This window comes from Kitasatospora albolonga, from assembly GCF_039535905.1.
Taxonomy (GTDB): Bacteria; Actinomycetota; Actinomycetes; order Streptomycetales; family Streptomycetaceae; genus Kitasatospora; species Kitasatospora albolonga.
Map to the genome: position 1 here is coordinate 168,970 of NZ_BAAAYB010000089.1, position 15,009 is coordinate 183,978.

A 15,009-nucleotide genomic window follows, 5' to 3' on the forward strand; every position below is an offset into this window, starting at 1 on the left:
TTGCAAGTCATACGCAATAAGCTGGCGACGGCACGCCGACACACCGTCAGCACAGCGAACTAGGAGCCCTTTTACCCATGGGTCAGTACACGCTCCCCGATCTTCCGTACGACTACTCGGCTCTGGAGAAGGCGATGTCCGCCGAGATCCTCGAGCTGCACCACTCCAAGCACCACGCCGCCTACGTCGCCGGCGCCAACACCACCCTCGAGCAGCTCGCCGAAGCCCGCGAGAAGGAGAACTACGGCGGCCTCGTCGGCCTCCAGAAGACCCTCGGCTTCCACCTCTCCGGCCACGTCCTGCACTCCCTCTTCTGGGAGAACCTCTCCCCCGAAGGCGGCGGCGAACCCGAAGGCGACCTCGCCGACGCCATCGGCGAACACTTCGGCTCCTTCACCGCCTTCAAGAAGCAGCTCACCGCCGCCACCACCGGCGTCCAGGGCTCCGGCTGGGGCATCCTCTCCTGGGAACCCCTCGGACAGCGCCTCATCGTCGAACAGGTCTACGACCACCACGGCAACGTCGGCCAGGGCACCACCCCCCTCCTCGCCTTCGACGCCTGGGAACACGCCTACTACCTCCAGTACCGCAACGTCCGCCCCGACTACGTCACCCGCCTCTGGGACATCGTCAACTGGACCGACGTCACCAACCGCTTCACCACCGCCAAGAACACCTGACGTTCCCTCGGCAAGCACGGAGCCCCGTCCCGATCCCGGGACGGGGCTCCGGTCATTCCGACTGTCGAGTCGTCAGGCCGGTGTCCGGTAGAGGTACGAGACCACGGACAGATCCTCGTCCTCGATCCACCAGGGCGATACGCACGTCAGCACCCCACCGGACGCTCGTGGCTCACCCTCGGACCCGTCCAGTGCGATCGAGTGCACCACCACCAGCGCGTTCTCCGGGAAGAACTCTCGCTGCCTCTCGACCTCGGCCCGGGTCAGAACCACCTGCTCCCCGGCCGAGGTCGTCCCCTTCACCTCGACGTGCAGCCGCTCCGAATCGCCACGCCTCAACTCGAGGTCGTAGGACTCCCGCGCACCGACGTCCTCGACCGTCCAGCCCTGGCGCTCGAAGTGTTCCGTGGCCATTCCCATCGCACGCAGCTCAACCGCCTTGCGTTCCTCGGCCGTCAGCCGGAAACCTTGGCCGCGACCGCCGCGCGAGCGGCCGACGCGTCTGCCCGCCATCGCCGCCGTGACATCCAGCAGGTCGAGCACCTCGGGCGCGCTCTCCCCCGGCACCGGGATGCCGAGACGCTCACCCTCGTAGACCCTCCCCAACAACTCCGCCATGAAGAGCAGGTCCGCCGTCAGGACCTCCTCGGCCGGCATCTCGTCCGCCGAGTACTCGATAGCCACCACGTTCCCAGCCTCGTACCCGCGGCTGAGCTTTCCCTTCGTACCCTGCAGGTCGATGGATCGCACCAACCCCGGGCGCCGAGCCGGCGCGTCTTCGACCAACGGCCGCGCCCACTCGACCCGGGCCTTCAGCTCGTCAGGGCTCCGCTTGGCGAACACCGTCCCCGTCCACACGGTGGTCCCTTGGTTGAGCGACAGGTACACCCGATCGCCCGAGGCACTGAAGAGGTAGACGACGTACCACCCGACGGTGGCGCTGGGTGACCTCTCCTCGCTGTGGACGCGCACCCACGGGATCACCGAATTGCGACCGGTGCTGGACTTGCCCTCCACCCCCACGTCGTCGGCCGGCAGGCCCAGTTCGTCCGCCAGGGCCTCGGTCAGTTCCCGAAGGCGCCGCGGCAACTCCTGCCTGACGATGGCGCCGCGCCGATCCATCTCCGGCGTCTTGTCCGCGGACCAGGACGGCTGCAGGTCGAGCACTTCACGCATCAGAAAGTCCACACCCGGACTCTAGGCAGCGGCCCCGACAGTGGACACAAGCAGAGGGGCCCGGGGAGCGTTTCCGCTCTCCGGGCCCCTCTATATCCTGTGGCTGGTGCAGGGTTCGAACCTGCGTAGCTTGCGCGACAGATTTACAGTCTGCTCCCTTTGGCCGCTCGGGCAACCAGCCAGGATGTTTCGTCTTGCGGGGCGCTGCCCCGTTCGACCTCGTAAACGATACCTGATGGATGGGGGTGCTTCGCCACTTGGTTGGTCACGTGATGATCAAGGCGGTGAGGCGTGGCTGTCGGGGGTGGGGCGGGGCGGGGGTGGATAGGCTGGGGCGGCGCCTGCCCTCGGGGGCGGGCGGTGACCGTGCAGTCAGAGCATCAAGGAGACCAACACACCATGGCCGACTCCAGTTTCGACATCGTCTCGAAGGTCGAGTGGCAGGAGGTCGACAACGCGATCAACCAGACCTCCCGCGAGATCGCCACCCGGTTCGACTTCAAGAACGTCGGCGGGGAGATCAAGCGCTCGGGCGAGAAGATCGAGATGAAGGCCAACGGCGAGGAGCGCGCCAAGGCGATCCTGGACGTGCTGAAGGACAAGTTCATCAAGCGCGGCCTGTCGCTGAAGGCGCTGGACGCGGGTGAGCCGCAGCTGTCCGGCAAGGAGTACAAGATCTTCGCGGACGTCAAGGAGGGCATCTCCCAGGACGACGCGAAGAAGGTCGCCAAGATCATCCGCGATGAGGGCCCGAAGGGCATCAAGGCGCAGGTGCAGGGTGACGAGCTCCGCGTCAGCTCGAAGAGCCGGGACGACCTCCAGGCGGTGCAGGCCCTGCTCAAGGGCAAGGACCTGGACTTCGCGATCCAGTTCGTGAACTACCGCTAGCAGCGGGCTGGTCGGAGAGGAGAGGGCCCGTCGAGGGCGCGGCGCCGGTCGTACGGCGTGCCGCCCCTCGGCGGGCCCTCTCCGTCGGGGGTGCGGCGGCGGGGACGGTGCCGGACTTCTGGCGGTACACGATGCCGGACCTGCGGACGAATGCGACCCGTGGGCTGTACAGGCACAGCTCCAGCGCCCCACCGGTCTCACCCGCACAGTGCACTCACGCCCGCCGACCACGACCCGCTGGACGTCCGGCGGTGGAGCCGGCGCAGCGGATCGCCGTCTGCGGGCGGGTGGGCTGAGTGCGCGCCCGCGCCCCGGGGCCGTGCACGGGCCCGGGGCGCGGGGTGGGTGGTGACGGGGGGTCAGCCGGTGGCCAGGCTGGTGGCGGTGGCGGCCGTGGCGGCGACGGTGTCGGTGGAGAGGCCGGGGATGGCCGCCTTGACGGCGGCCGGGTCGGGCTTGGCGGCGGTGGCCTTGGCGACCAGGTCGGTGAGGTCCTTCTGGACCTTGGCGAGGGCGTCGGCCGGGTTGAGCGGGAGCGGGGCGGCCGGGACGGCGGGGGTCTCCGGGAGGGCCGGGGCCGGCGGGAGGGCCGGGGCGAGGTCGGCGGGGGCACCGCGGGTCTGGTCGACCGGGAGGGTCGGGGTGGACGGGGCCGGCGGTGCGGGGAGCTTGCCGAGCAGGGCCTTGATCGCGGCCTGGAGGTCGTCGAGCTGCTTCTGCAGGGCGGCCGGGTCGGGGGCTCCGGCGGTGGCCGAGCCGACCAGTTTGGTGATCTGGCCGAGGACGTCGCCGAGGGAGCCGAGGACGGCGAGGTTCGCGCCCGGGTCGGGGACGGCCGGGAGGTCGGGGACGGCGGGGACGTCCACGGGGGGCTTCACGGGGAGGTCCGGGACCGGCGGTTTGACGGGGAGGTCGGGGACCGGGGGTTTCACCGGGAGGTCCGGGGCGGGCGGGATGATGCCGGCCAGGTCCGGGAGGGAGAGGCCGGGGCGGGCGAGGTCCGGGAGGACGCGCTCGGGGTGGGAGGCGAGGAGGCGGAGGCTGGTCGCGGAGGCGGAGTCGGCAGCGTTCGCGACGGTGACGGACGTGGTGATGACCGGGGCGAGGCCCAGGGTGGCGGTCAGCACGGCGGCCGTCCAGGTGGCACGCATTCTTGCGTTTCCTTTCGTGTGATCAGGCGTTGTCGCCTGCATCACACGTTGGTGCACCCCAGGGTGACGGGCCACCGCGCCTAGGCCGAACGGTTCGCCGCCCGGCAGCGGTGCGGCCGGCGGGGCCTCCGGGGGAGCAAGAGCGTGCTCCGGGCGGGTGGGTGACGGTCCGCCAGACGGACGGGCGGGCCGGTGGGCCGTACGGCGGGACGCCGGGCACGCGCCGGGGAGGCGTGACGGGGGCGCGCTGGGCCGTACGGCGGCATGCGGCGGGGACGGAGCGCGGGCAGCGGGCAGCGGGCAGCGGGAGGGCGGGGGTCAGTCGGCGGGCCAGTCGACCAGGCGGCTGTGGCGGCCGAGGCCGACCTCCTCGAACTCGTCCGCGGCCGGCGTGCGCCGGGCCCCGATCCGGCGCAGGGCCTGGGAGATGGGGCTGCCGTCCTCCGGGAAGGGTTCGGAGGTGCAGGCGAGCGGGCCGAGGACGAGGCGCCCGTCCACCCAGACGGCGGCGCGCTGGGTGCCGTCGCCGTCGACGTAGTGCGCCTCGACGTAGCCGATCGGGGAGGCTTGGGACCAGGCCACCAGGCGGCGGCCGAAGCCGCCGGGGAAGGCGGTGAAGCCGGGTTGCAGGACGCCGCCGTGCTCGGCGACGGTGTCGAACAGAAGGTCCGTCATCGGGATCAGCGCCAATCCCTGTTCCAGTCTGGTCACACGGGCGACCGGCACCTCTGCGGCCACCACCTTGAGCAGGTCCCAGGAGCCGATGAGTGCCTTGAGTTCGTAGGACATCCAGCCATTCTGCGCCCTCCAACGACGGCGTGGCAGCGGAATATCGAACTCACTCTCCCTTCGTGGCATGGTCGTTGTGAATATGACACCGCGCGCCCCCAGGAGGCAGACTGGGCGGATGGTCAGTCAGGGACGGCCCACGGCCGAGGAGTTGGCCGCGGCGCGGGAGCGGACGGTCCCGGACGTGGTGGCCCCCGGGCTGCGGGTGCTGTTCTGCGGCATCAACCCCGGGCTGTGGTCGGGCGCGACCGGCCTGCACTTCGCCCGGCCTGGCAACCGGTTCTGGCCCGCGCTGCACCGCTCCGGCTTCACCCCGCGCCGGCTCCGGCCCCAGGAACAGCTGGAGCTGCTGCCGTACGGGCTCGGGATCACCAACGTGGTGGCCCGGACCACGGCGAAGGCGGACGAGCTGACCGCCGAGGAGTACCGGCTCGGCGGGGCGGCTCTGGTGGAGCGGGTGGAGCAGCTGCGGCCGCGGGTGCTGGCGGTGTTGGGGATCGGGGCGTACCGGACGGCCTTCGGGCGGCGGAAGGCCGCCGTGGGGCGGCAGCCGGAGGGGATCGGCGCCACCGAGGTGTGGGTGCTGCCGAACCCGAGCGGGCTGAACGCGCACTACACCCTGGACGGGATCGCGGCGGAGTTCCGCGCGCTCCGGGAATCGCTGCCGCCGCAGGTGGATTGACGGACCGTCAGGCGAGCACGGGCGGCGGGGCCGCGCGCAGTTCGCGGATCACCGCGCGGACGGCGGCGGTGCGGGCCAGGGCGGGTGTGGTGACGTAGCCGACGTGCCGGGTCGGTGGCTCGGGGTCGAGCGGAGCGACGGTGACGCCCGGCGGGGCGGAGAGCAGGGTGAGGGCAGGCATGATCGACATGCCGAGGCCCTGGGCGACCATCGAGAGGGTCACCGTGTCGTCCGAGACGTTGACGGTGGCGGCCGGGATCCAGCTCTGCCTCCGCCACCACGCGCGGGTGTATGAGCCGCAGTTCTCGTCCCAGTCGACCAGCGGGAGGGTGCGCGGACGCGGGTGCCCGGCGGGGTGCACCAGGGCGTAGGGCTCGCTGAACAGACGGCCGGCCACCAGGCCGGGCAGGGCGGGCGAGGGGACGCTGCCGGTGGCCGCGTCGAGGGTGGCTACGGCCAGGTCGGCGTGGCCGTCGGCCACCTCGCCGGCGGTGCCCCGGCCGAGGTCGCGGACGATCCTGACCTCCGGGCGCAGGCCCGGGTGACGGGCCGCCAGCCGGGCCAGCACGGCCGGGAGCAGGTGGGCGGCGGCGCTGCGGAAGGCGGCGATCCGGACCGGGCCGGTGGGTTCGCCGCCCGCCGGGGCGGCGGCGGCCCGGGTCTCGGCGGCGAGGACGGTGAGCAGGTGGAGGACCTGCCGGGCGTGGGCGGCGGCCTTCGCGCCCGCCGGGGTGGTGCGCGCCCCGTGCCGCCCTCGTTCGAACAGGACGGCACCCAGCTTGCGTTCGCACCCGCGCACGGCGTGCGAGACGGCGGACTGGGAGAGGCCGAGCGCTGCTCCGGCGGCGGTGAAGCTGCCCTCTCGGTCCACGGCGACCAGGATCCGGAGGTCGGCGGGGGTGAGATCGGAGCGGGTGGGGTCGGTGGAGTCGGTCGTCACCGGTGAAACCTAGCCGGTGGGGGCGCCTTCCATGAAGAGGGTTCATGGAACGACGGGAACCATCGACGTGCGCCCCTGCCACGCCCGCGAGCCGGTGCCTAGCGTTCCGTCCGTACCGAGCACGGAGGAGAGAGAGACCATGACCCGCACCGCCCGCTACGTCCACCAGACCGCCCGCCCGCAGGGACGCCCCTCCCCCGCCGACTTCGCCTTCGTGGAGCGGGCGCTCCCCGAGGTGCCGGCGGGCGGGGCGCTGGTGGAGAACCTGTACTTCTCCGTGGACCCGTACATGCGCGAGGTGATGGACGTCGGCGAGCTGCACGCCCCGCTGGAGGGGCGGGCGGTCGGACGGGTGGTGGCCTCGCGGTCGCCGCACCTGGCGGAAGGGGACCTGGTGGCGCACCGTCAGGGGTGGCGCACCCACGCGGTGCTGACGGAGGCGGAGGTCCCCGGGCCCGGCGCGCTGCCCGACCCGGGGCGGGTGCGGCGGATCCGGCCGGCCGACGGGGTGCCGCCGAGCGCCTACCTGAGCGTGCTGGGCGGGACGGGGCTGACCGCGTACGTGGGACTCACCCGGGTGGCCCGGCTGCAGCCCGGCGAGGACCTGTACGTCAGCGCGGCGGCGGGCGGGGTGGGGACGGCGGTGGGGCGGTTCGCACGGCTGATGGGGGCCGGGCGCCTGATCGGGAGCGCCGGATCGGCGGAGAAGGTCCGGGAGTTGACCGGGAGGCTGGGCTTCGACGCGGCGTTCTCCCACCGGGACGGGCCGGTCGGCGAGCAGCTGCGGGCGGCCGCGCCGGACGGGATCGACGTGTACTTCGACAACGTCGGCGGGGACCACCTGGCCGGGGCGATCGAGGTGCTGCGGGAGGGCGGGCGGGTCGCGTGGTGCGGCGCGGTGGCGCAGTACGACGATCCGGCCAACCCGCCGGCCGCCCCGTACAACCTGTACGACGTGGTGGGCAAGAGCCTGCGGGTGGAGGGGTTCCTGGTGCGCAACCACCGTGACGCGCAGGCGGAGTTGGAGGAGTGGGCGGCCCCGCACCTGCGCTCGGGAGCGCTGGTCGCGGAGGAGGCGGTGACCGAGGGGTTCGACCGGTCGGTGGAGGCGTTCCTCGGGATGCTGGGCGGGGGGAACCTGGGGAAGGCCGTCGTGCGGGTGGCGGAGGGCGGTTCATGACGGTGTGTCACAGGACTGTCCTGGGGGTGGAACGGGCGGAACGGTCCACCGGGGGCGGGCGGTCCTGGGGTGGGAGAGCACCGAGCGCCACCGTCCCACCCGGAGGAGAACCCCATGCGCGTCCGCAAGCCCGCCGTCGCCGTCCTGGCCGTCGCCGCCGCACTGCTGCTCACCGCCTGCCAGGACGGCGGAACGGGCTCCGCGGCGAGCGCACCGACCCCGACCGCCGCCGCCCCGGCCTCGTCCTCGTCCCCGTCCGCCTCGGGGACCCCGAGGAGCACCGCACCGAGCACTCCGGCCCCTGCCACCGCCACCGCCACCGCCGGGAAGACCGCCCAGTGCCGGACCGCGGACCTGACCGTCACCGCCGCGGACCGCACCATCACCGGCGACGGCGAGAACACCGTCGTGGTCGAGCTGAAGAACCACGGCGACAGGGCCTGCACGCTCGCCGGGTACGCGGGTGTCGACCTGAAGACCTCCGCGGGGACGGTCTCCGCGAAGCGCTCCGGCGAACCGGTGGTCACGGGCGTGCTGGCGAGCGGGAAGTCGACGTACTTCGGCATCGGATACCCGGCCAACGGCTCGGGCGGCTCCGGCGTGCGGATCACCGGGCTGGTGGTGACCCCGCCGGACGAGACCCATCCGGTCACCCTGGCCTGGCCGGGCGCGGGTTCGCTGCCCGTGACGGAGGGCGGCGGATCGCCGGTGCGGATCGGCCCGGTCGGGAGCGCCGGCCAGGGCGGCTGACGGCCCGGCGGTCGCCGCCGGCCCGGGCGGGCGCCGACGGCCCGGGTCCGCGTCGCCGACCGGCCGTCAGTCGGTGGCGAGCCGGGCGTGGAGGTGTTCGTCGTGGTGCCGGCCGTCGCCGAAGCGGTGGCTGGCGCGGAGGGTGCCTTCGAGGGGGTAGCCGGCCCGCAGGGCCACGGCGCAGGAGGCGGCGTTGCCGGTGGCGTGGGCGAGTTCGATGCGGCGGGCGTCGGCCCGGGCGAAGGCCCACTCGGTGACGGTGCGGGTGGCGCGGGTCGCCAGGCCCCGGCCGCGGGCGGCGGGGTCGAGCCAGTAGCCGATCATGGCGAGTCCGTCGAAGCGGTCCACCCAGCGGATGGTGACGGCGCCGAGGAGGTCGTCCCGGACGGGGTCGAGCAGCGCGAAGGAGCCGGCGTCGCCGCGTTCCCAGGCCGCCGTGCGGCCGGCGATCCAGCGTTCGGCGTGCGCGGGGGTCCCGGCGGGCAGCGGGTTCCAGAGGGCGACCGCCGGGTCGGCCGCGATGGCGGCGATCTCGCGGGCCCGGCGCTCGAGGTCGTCGACCAGGGTCCAGGGCACGGCCCGGAAGCCGTCGCCGTCCAGCTCGGCGGGGCGGAAGGTCGGGGCGAGGTCGTTCGGGTCCACGGTGCTCATGCGCACCTGTGTACACGGGTACGAACGGCACCACCAGGCGATTTCCGGCGGCGGGCCGAGGGACCGGAGCGAGGGGCCGGGGCCGAGGGGCCGTCTCCCCTACGGTGCCGGCCGGCACCGTACGGCCGCTCAGCCCGCCACCCGGAAGCCGATGTTGCCGGCGGAGCTGTCGGGGGTGTTGGAGCTGCGGGCGGCCACCCGGTAGCGGTTGCAGTAGGAGTCGTGGCACATGTGGGAGCCGCCGCGCATCACCCGGGCGGTGCCGCTCGGCGGCCCGACCGGGTCCTGCCGGGGGCCGGTGCGGTGGAAGTCGGGGCTGAACCAGTCGGCGCACCACTCCCAGACGTTGCCGGCCACGTTGTGCAGGCCGTGGCCGTTCGGGCGGTAGGACTTCACCGGGACGGTGCCGCGGTGGCCGGTGTTGACGGTCGGGAAGACGCCCTGCCAGATGTTGCACATCTCCCGTCCGCCCGGGGCGAGTTCGTCGCCCCAGGGGTAGCGGCGCTGCTCCAGGCCGCCCCGCGCGGCGTACTCCCACTCGGCCTCGGTGGGCAGCCGGGTGCCGGCCCAGGCGCAGTAGGCCCGCGCGTCGTGCCAGGAGACGTGCACCACGGGATGGTTCTGCCGCTCGCCGACCGAGGAGCCGGGGCCCTCGGGGCTGCGCCAGGACGCGCCGGCCACCGAGCGCCACCAGGGGACGGCCGCCACCGAGGGCGAGGCGACCGCCAACTCCCTTGCCAGGAAGCCCTCGAAGACGAAACTGGCGCCGAAGGCCTCGGCCTCCGTGACGTACCCGGTGGCCTTCACGAAGGCGGCGAACTGCGCGTTGGTGACGGCCGTCGGCGAGATCCGGAACGGGCCGACCTCGACCTCGCGGACCGGGCCCTCGCCGTCGGCCGGGTAGCCGAGACCGTCGTCGGTGCCCATCAGGAAGCGCCCGCCCGGGAGTTGGAGCAGCCCCCGGGCGGGACGGGCGGTGCGGGCGGACGGTGCCGTCAGGGTCAGCGGAGCGGCTGCCCGGCCGGGCGTGCAGCAGGACTTGTGCTCGGTGACGGTCATCGCGCGCCGCTTCCCTTCGGGTGGTCGGACGGGTGGTGGTCAGGCGGGTGCCGGTGTGACGGGTGGTCGGACGGGCCCTGCCCCCGCGCGGGCAGGGCCCGTCCGGGTCAACTGGTCCGGTCGGCAGCCAGGGCGGCGGCCAGGGCCGGGATGCCGAGCGCCTGCTCCTGGGCCGGGGTGGCCTGGTACAGCAGGTTCTGCAGCTGGTACGGGTCGCTGACCAGGTCGTAGTACTCGCGGAACAGCACCTGCCCGGTGCCGCTCACCACGCCCGCCGCGTTGGTGTGCAGGGCGTAGTACTCGGTGTACTGCCGCTCCTTGTCGACGTACGAGGCCCAGGTGTTGGGCCCGCCGGCGGCGGTGCCCTGCTTCCACCACTCGACCAGCAGGTGGTTCCGGGAGTACCCGGTGAGCAGCGAGCGGCCGTCCTGCGGGGTGTTCGGGGTGATCCCGGCGGCGTCCAGGATCGTCGGGGCGATGTCGATGTTGGCGACCAGCCGGTTGTCGACGGTGCCCGCGGCCAGCCCGCCCGCCGGCCAGGAGAGGTAGAACGGCACCTGGTGGCTGGGCGAGTAGGGCACCGACTTCTTCAGCCAGCCGTGGTCGGCCCAGGTGTAGCCGTTGTCGGCGATGTAGATCACCAGGGTGTTGTCGAGCTGGCCGAGCGCCTCCAGCTTGTCCCGGAAGGCCTGCACCGCGTCGTCCACCGAGAGCAGGGTGCGGAGTTGACGCTGGCGCAGCGCCCGGGCGTCGTCCAGGGTGGCGGTGGCGTCGCGGATGTAGGCGGGCTTGTCGCTGCGGTCGGCCTCCGGCACCGAGGGACGGCCGTTCCAGGCCGGGACGGGCGTGTCGGCGTACTTGGGGGCCGGCACGTTGGGCTCGTGCGAGGCGTACGGGGTGACGTAGGCGAACCAGGGCCGGGTGTCGGTGGCGGCCTCGTCCAGGAAGGCCAGCGCGTGGTTCTTGATCACGTTGGTCGGGTAGCCGGTGATCTGCCGGACGGTGCCGTTGTCGTTGTAGTTGGCGTTGTTGTTGTAGCTCGGCTGGAGCAGCAGGAAGTCCTCGAAGTGCGGCGGGTTGTCCGCCAGCGTCCAGGAGTTGAGGTACTTGCCGAACAGGCCGGTGCGGTAGCCGGCCTGCTGGAGGTAGCGCTGCACGGTGGTGTGCTGGTCCAGCGCGGCCGAGGCGCCGTTGTTGCGCACGCCGTGGTTGTGGGCGTAGCGGCCGGAGAAGACCGAGGAGCGGGACGGGGCGCAGAGCGGGGTGGCGACGTGGCCGTTCGGATACTCGACGCCGTGGTCGCCGAGCCAGGCGATGGTCTTCTGGATCGCCCAGTTGGTGTGCTTGGGCTGGTCGTCGGTGACGATCAGCAGGATGTTGGGGCGGGCCGCGCTCGCGGCGGGCTCGGCGGCCGCGGCCCGGCCGGCGGCCAGCGGGACGGCGGTGGCGGCGGCCACGGCGGCGGCTCCGGTGAGGAAGCCGCGGCGGCTGGGGGAGGTGTGCTCGGGCATGGCTGTGCCTTCCGATGTCGCGGAGTGGACGGGAACGGAGGGATCAGCGGGAGGGACAGAGCCCGCAGGCCAGACGTCCGTGGTCGACGTGGCGGCGGGCAACGAGGTGGACTCCGGTTGCCATGCACGCGACCCTAGGAGCGGCCGGCCCGGGCCCACAAGGACGAGGTCGGGAAGTACGCGGGAACGACACAGCCGCGTGACGTGGCGACACATCACGCGGCTGCGGGGGTATCGGACGGGGCGTCAGGCCGCTCCCTCGCCGAGGTAGGCGGCCCGGATCCGGGGGTCGTGGAGCAGCTCGGCGGCCGGGCCGTGCATCCGGATCTCGCCCGTCTCCAGCACGTAGCCCCGGTCGGCCAGGCGCAGGGCCTGGGCGGCGTTCTGCTCGACCAGCAGCACGGTGGTGCCCTGCTGGTTGATCTCCCGGACGATCTCGAAGAGCTGGGCCACGATGATCGGGGCCAGGCCCATCGAGGGCTCGTCCAGCAGCAGCAGGTCCGGGCGGGCCATCAGGGCCCGGCCGATCGCCAGCATCTGCTGCTCGCCGCCGGAGAGGGTGCCGGCCACCTGGCGGCGGCGCTCGGCCAGCCGGGGGAAGAGGCCGAACACCCGCTCCAGGTCGGCGGCGTCCACCCGGCCGAAGCGGTAGGCGCCGAGGTGCAGGTTCTCCAGCACCGTCATCTCGGCGAACACCCGCCGCCCCTCCGGGGAGTGGGCGACGCCGAGGCCGACCACCTCGTGGGAGGGCAGGCCGTCGATCCGCGCGCCGGCGAACCGCACCTCCCCCGCCGCCGGGCGGAGCAGGCCGGAGACCGCCCGGAGGGTGGTCGACTTGCCCGCGCCGTTGGCCCCCAGCAGGGCGACCACCTCGCCCCGGCGGACCGTCAGGTCGATCCCGCGCAGCGCGGTGACCGCCCCGTAGTCCACCCGCAGCCCGGCCAGCTCCAGCAACGCCGGGGTCCCGCCCGCTCCGCCCGGGGCCTCCCGGACCGGCTCCACCACGCTCGTCACGCCGCCACCTCCGAGCCCAGGTAGGCCTCGACCACCGCCGGGTCCTGCTGGACCTCGGCCGGGGTGCCCTCGGCGATCACCTTGCCGAAGTTCAGCACCAGCACCCGGTCCGCCACCGACATCACCAGCTTCATGTCGTGCTCGATCAGCAGCACGCCGATCTCCAGCTCCCGGTTGATCCGCCGGATCAGGGCGGTGAGTTCGAGCTTCTCGGTCGGGTTGGTCCCGGCCGCGGGCTCGTCCAGCAGCAGCACCCGGGGGTCGGTGGCCAGCGCGCGGGCGATCTCCAGCCGCCGCTGGTCGCCGTAGGCGAGCGCCCCGGCCGGCTCGTCCGCCCTGGCCGCCAGGCCCACGAACTCCAGGAGCGCCCCGGCCCGTTCGGCGCTGCGCCGAGCCGCCCGGCGGGCGTGCGGCAGGCCGAGCGCGATGCCCAGCGGGCCGCTGCGCAGCCGGCTCTCGGCCGCCACCTGGACGTTCTCCAGGGCCGTGAGCGCTCCGAACAGCCGGATGTTCTGGTACGTCCGCGCGACCCCGGCCCGGTTCACCAAGTGCGGCTTGCGGCCCAGGAGTTCGTACGTACCACCGCCCTCAGGGTGGAAGGTGACCCGGCCCTCCTGGGGTCGGTAGACACCGGTGAGCGAGTTGAACAGCGAGGTCTTGCCCGCGCCGTTCGGGCCGATCACGGCCAGCACCTCGCCGCGCTCCATGCGCAGGCCGACCCCGGCGAGCGAGGTCAGCCCGCCGAACCGCAGCGTCAGCCCCTCCGCCTCCAGCACCACGCTCATCGGCCATTACCCCCAACTCGCTTGCCACCGGCCGGGATCAGCCCCTGCGGGCGGTAGATCATCATGACCACCAGCAGCGCCCCGAGGTACATGAAGCGGTCCTTCTGGTCGACCACGTCCTTGAGCGCGTGCGGCAGCCAGGCCAGCAGTCCGGCGCCGAGCAGCACGCCCGGCAGCGAGCCCATGCCGCCGAAGATGACGTAGGCCAGCACCAGCACCGAGTAGAGCAGCGGGAAGTTCTCCGGGTTCACGAAGCCGACCTTGCTGGCGTACACCACCCCGGCCGCGCCGGAGGTGGAGGCGCCGATGGCGAAGGCCATCAGCTTGTACTTCACGGTGTCCACGCCGTGGGCGGCGGCCGCGATCTCGTCCTCGCGGATCGCCGCCCAGGTGCGGCCCACCTTGGAGTGCTGGAGGCGGCGCAGCACCACGACCGCCAGCACGATCAGGGCGAGCAGCAGCCACCAGTAGTCGACCGGGTCCAGCTTCCAGCGGTAGGAGACCGGGCCGAGCTCGACGGAGAAGTGCGGGATGCCGAAGGCCCCGTTGGAGCCGTGGGTGAGGCCCTCGGCGTTCTTGGCGACCAGGTAGATGATCTCGTGGAAGCCCAGGGTCACGATGGCCAGGTAGTCGCCGCGCAGCCGCAGCGTCGGCCCGCCCAGCAGCACCCCGGCGACCAGGCAGGTGAGCATCGCGACCGGGATGACCAGGAAGGGGTTGAGCTCGAACGGGGGCTTCACCGGCAGGTGGCCGGTCCAGAAGGCCGCGCTGTAGCCGCCGATGGCGAAGAAGGCGACGAAGCCGAGGTCGAGCAGGCCCGCCCAGCCGATCACCACGTTCAGGCCGAGGGCGAGCAGCACGTAGATGCCGACCCAGTCCACCAGCACCTGGTTGGTGGCCCGGCTGAGCCCGAGCGGGGCCAGCACGGCGACGGCCAGTCCGAGCACCACGAGCACGGGCTTCGCGGCGCGCGGGAGCCGCGGCCTCGGGAGGACGGCCGCCACCCGTCCGGCGGCGCCCCGGGGTGCCAGCTCGGCCAGCGCCCAGACCGCGACGCCGAGGCCCAGGCAGAGCCAGAGCCGGGCGCCGGTCAGGGTCCCGAGCAGCGAGTACAGCAGGTCCCGGCCGTTGCCCTGCTCGCCGGTCATCACGGCCAGCAGCAGGCCGGCCCCGAGCAGGGCGGACAGCCGCCGCCAGCGCGGCAGCCGGTACCACCTGGGCGTGCGGAGCCGGGCCAGCCGGTCCGCGCCCGGACGCTGGAGCAGGGTGGTCATGCCGTCCTCCCGATCCGGACGCCGAGGATGCCGGTCGGACGGAGCATCAGCACCCCGACCAGCACCACGAAGGCGGCCACGTAGCGCCACTCCTCGCCGAACAGCGGCACGTTGAAGGTCTCCACCAGGCCGAGCAGCAGGCCGCCGAGCATCGCGCCGCGGATCGAGCCGACGCCGCCGAGCACCGCCGCCGCGAAGGCGGTGATGCCGGGGTTGAAGCCCATGGTGAAGGAGACCTGGGTGTTCAGCCCGAACAGGAAGCCGGCCACGCCGCCCATCAGGCCGCCGATCACGAAGGTCCGGGAGATCACCCGGTCGGTGTCCACTCCCATCAGCCCGGCCGTCTCCGGATCCTGGGCCAGGGCCCGGATGCCGGCCCCCAGCCTGGTGCGGTGCACCAGCAGGTCGAGCCCGCCCATCATCGCCAACGCGCAGACCACCAGCAGGACCTGGGTGATCGTCACGCGGGCGCCGAAGAC

General features: G+C 73.1%; 16 protein-coding genes and 1 tRNA gene. 5 read left to right on the forward strand and 12 right to left on the reverse strand.

All coding sequences use genetic code 11. The features are described 5' to 3' along the window. The first annotated feature begins 77 nt into the window (after window positions 1-77). The gene (locus ABD946_RS22505; protein ID WP_345286309.1) at window positions 78-680 is read left to right on the forward strand and encodes a superoxide dismutase; all 603 of its coding nucleotides are present in this window, start codon (window positions 78-80) and stop codon (window positions 678-680) included. A 72-nt stretch (window positions 681-752) separates the two neighbouring features. Here the strand turns inward: ABD946_RS22505 and ABD946_RS22510 are convergent, their stop codons facing one another. Then, a complete protein-coding gene (locus ABD946_RS22510) occupies window positions 753-1,868 on the reverse strand; it encodes an MrcB family domain-containing protein (protein ID WP_345286311.1) in 1,116 nt (371 codons plus the stop codon). Between the two features lie 88 nt (window positions 1,869-1,956). Continuing rightward, a tRNA-Tyr gene (locus tag ABD946_RS22515) sits at window positions 1,957-2,037 on the reverse strand. A 218-nt stretch (window positions 2,038-2,255) separates the two neighbouring features. Between ABD946_RS22515 and ABD946_RS22520 the strand changes: the two genes are divergently transcribed. Beyond that, window positions 2,256-2,744 (forward strand): YajQ family cyclic di-GMP-binding protein, encoded by a 489-nt coding sequence (locus ABD946_RS22520; protein WP_345286313.1) that lies wholly within the window; start codon window positions 2,256-2,258, stop codon window positions 2,742-2,744. Window positions 2,745-3,103: 359 nt separating this feature from the next. Here the strand turns inward: ABD946_RS22520 and ABD946_RS22525 are convergent, their stop codons facing one another. Beyond that, window positions 3,104-3,895, reverse strand: a complete 792-nt coding sequence (locus tag ABD946_RS22525; RefSeq protein WP_345286315.1) for a hypothetical protein — start codon at window positions 3,893-3,895, stop codon at window positions 3,104-3,106. Window positions 3,896-4,213: 318 nt separating this feature from the next. Continuing rightward, complete coding sequence (locus ABD946_RS22530) at window positions 4,214-4,684, reverse strand: hypothetical protein (protein WP_345286317.1); 471 nt, start codon at window positions 4,682-4,684, stop codon at window positions 4,214-4,216. A 118-nt stretch (window positions 4,685-4,802) separates the two neighbouring features. Here ABD946_RS22530 and mug point away from each other — a divergent pair, with 118 nt between their 5' ends. Beyond that, window positions 4,803-5,366 carry a G/U mismatch-specific DNA glycosylase gene (mug, locus tag ABD946_RS22535; RefSeq protein WP_345286319.1) on the forward strand — a complete coding sequence of 188 codons (564 nt, stop codon included), beginning with the start codon at window positions 4,803-4,805 and terminating at the stop codon, window positions 5,364-5,366. Between the two features lie 7 nt (window positions 5,367-5,373). On the opposite strand, the gene ABD946_RS22540 is transcribed toward mug, so the two are convergent. Continuing rightward, a complete protein-coding gene (locus ABD946_RS22540; RefSeq protein WP_345286321.1) occupies window positions 5,374-6,306 on the reverse strand; it encodes a LysR family transcriptional regulator in 933 nt (310 codons plus the stop codon). Between the two features lie 139 nt (window positions 6,307-6,445). On the opposite strand from ABD946_RS22540, the gene ABD946_RS22545 reads away from it, so the two are divergent. Both ABD946_RS22545 and ABD946_RS22550 read left to right on the forward strand, forming a co-directional pair. Beyond that, window positions 6,446-7,486, forward strand: coding sequence for an NADP-dependent oxidoreductase (locus tag ABD946_RS22545; RefSeq protein ID WP_345286323.1), 1,041 nt, complete (start codon window positions 6,446-6,448; stop codon window positions 7,484-7,486). 114 nt (window positions 7,487-7,600) lie between these two features. Continuing rightward, a complete protein-coding gene (locus tag ABD946_RS22550) occupies window positions 7,601-8,236 on the forward strand; it encodes a DUF4232 domain-containing protein (protein WP_345286325.1) in 636 nt (211 codons plus the stop codon). Window positions 8,237-8,302: 66 nt separating this feature from the next. Here the strand turns inward: ABD946_RS22550 and ABD946_RS22555 are convergent, their stop codons facing one another. The 7 genes from ABD946_RS22555 to ABD946_RS22585 form a co-directional block, all read right to left on the reverse strand. After that, complete coding sequence (locus ABD946_RS22555; RefSeq protein WP_345286327.1) at window positions 8,303-8,887, reverse strand: GNAT family N-acetyltransferase; 585 nt, start codon at window positions 8,885-8,887, stop codon at window positions 8,303-8,305. Between the two features lie 129 nt (window positions 8,888-9,016). Continuing rightward, complete coding sequence (locus ABD946_RS22560) at window positions 9,017-9,946, reverse strand: formylglycine-generating enzyme family protein (RefSeq protein ID WP_345286329.1); 930 nt, start codon at window positions 9,944-9,946, stop codon at window positions 9,017-9,019. Window positions 9,947-10,053: 107 nt separating this feature from the next. Beyond that, window positions 10,054-11,457: a sulfatase family protein gene (locus tag ABD946_RS22565; protein WP_345286331.1), complete on the reverse strand. Its 1,404-nt coding sequence runs from the start codon at window positions 11,455-11,457 to the stop codon at window positions 10,054-10,056. A 246-nt stretch (window positions 11,458-11,703) separates the two neighbouring features. Further along, complete coding sequence (locus tag ABD946_RS22570) at window positions 11,704-12,471, reverse strand: ABC transporter ATP-binding protein (RefSeq protein ID WP_345286333.1); 768 nt, start codon at window positions 12,469-12,471, stop codon at window positions 11,704-11,706. Further along, the gene (locus tag ABD946_RS22575) at window positions 12,468-13,256 is read right to left on the reverse strand and encodes an ABC transporter ATP-binding protein (protein WP_345286335.1); all 789 of its coding nucleotides are present in this window, start codon (window positions 13,254-13,256) and stop codon (window positions 12,468-12,470) included. Before ABD946_RS22575 ends, ABD946_RS22570 begins: the two co-directional genes overlap by 4 nt. Beyond that, window positions 13,253-14,530, reverse strand: a complete 1,278-nt coding sequence (locus tag ABD946_RS22580) for a branched-chain amino acid ABC transporter permease (protein WP_345286337.1) — start codon at window positions 14,528-14,530, stop codon at window positions 13,253-13,255. Before ABD946_RS22580 ends, ABD946_RS22575 begins: the two co-directional genes overlap by 4 nt. After that, a partial coding sequence (locus tag ABD946_RS22585; protein ID WP_345286339.1) for a branched-chain amino acid ABC transporter permease occupies window positions 14,527-15,009 on the reverse strand: 483 nt, incomplete at its 5' end. The genes ABD946_RS22580 and ABD946_RS22585, both read right to left, overlap by 4 nt.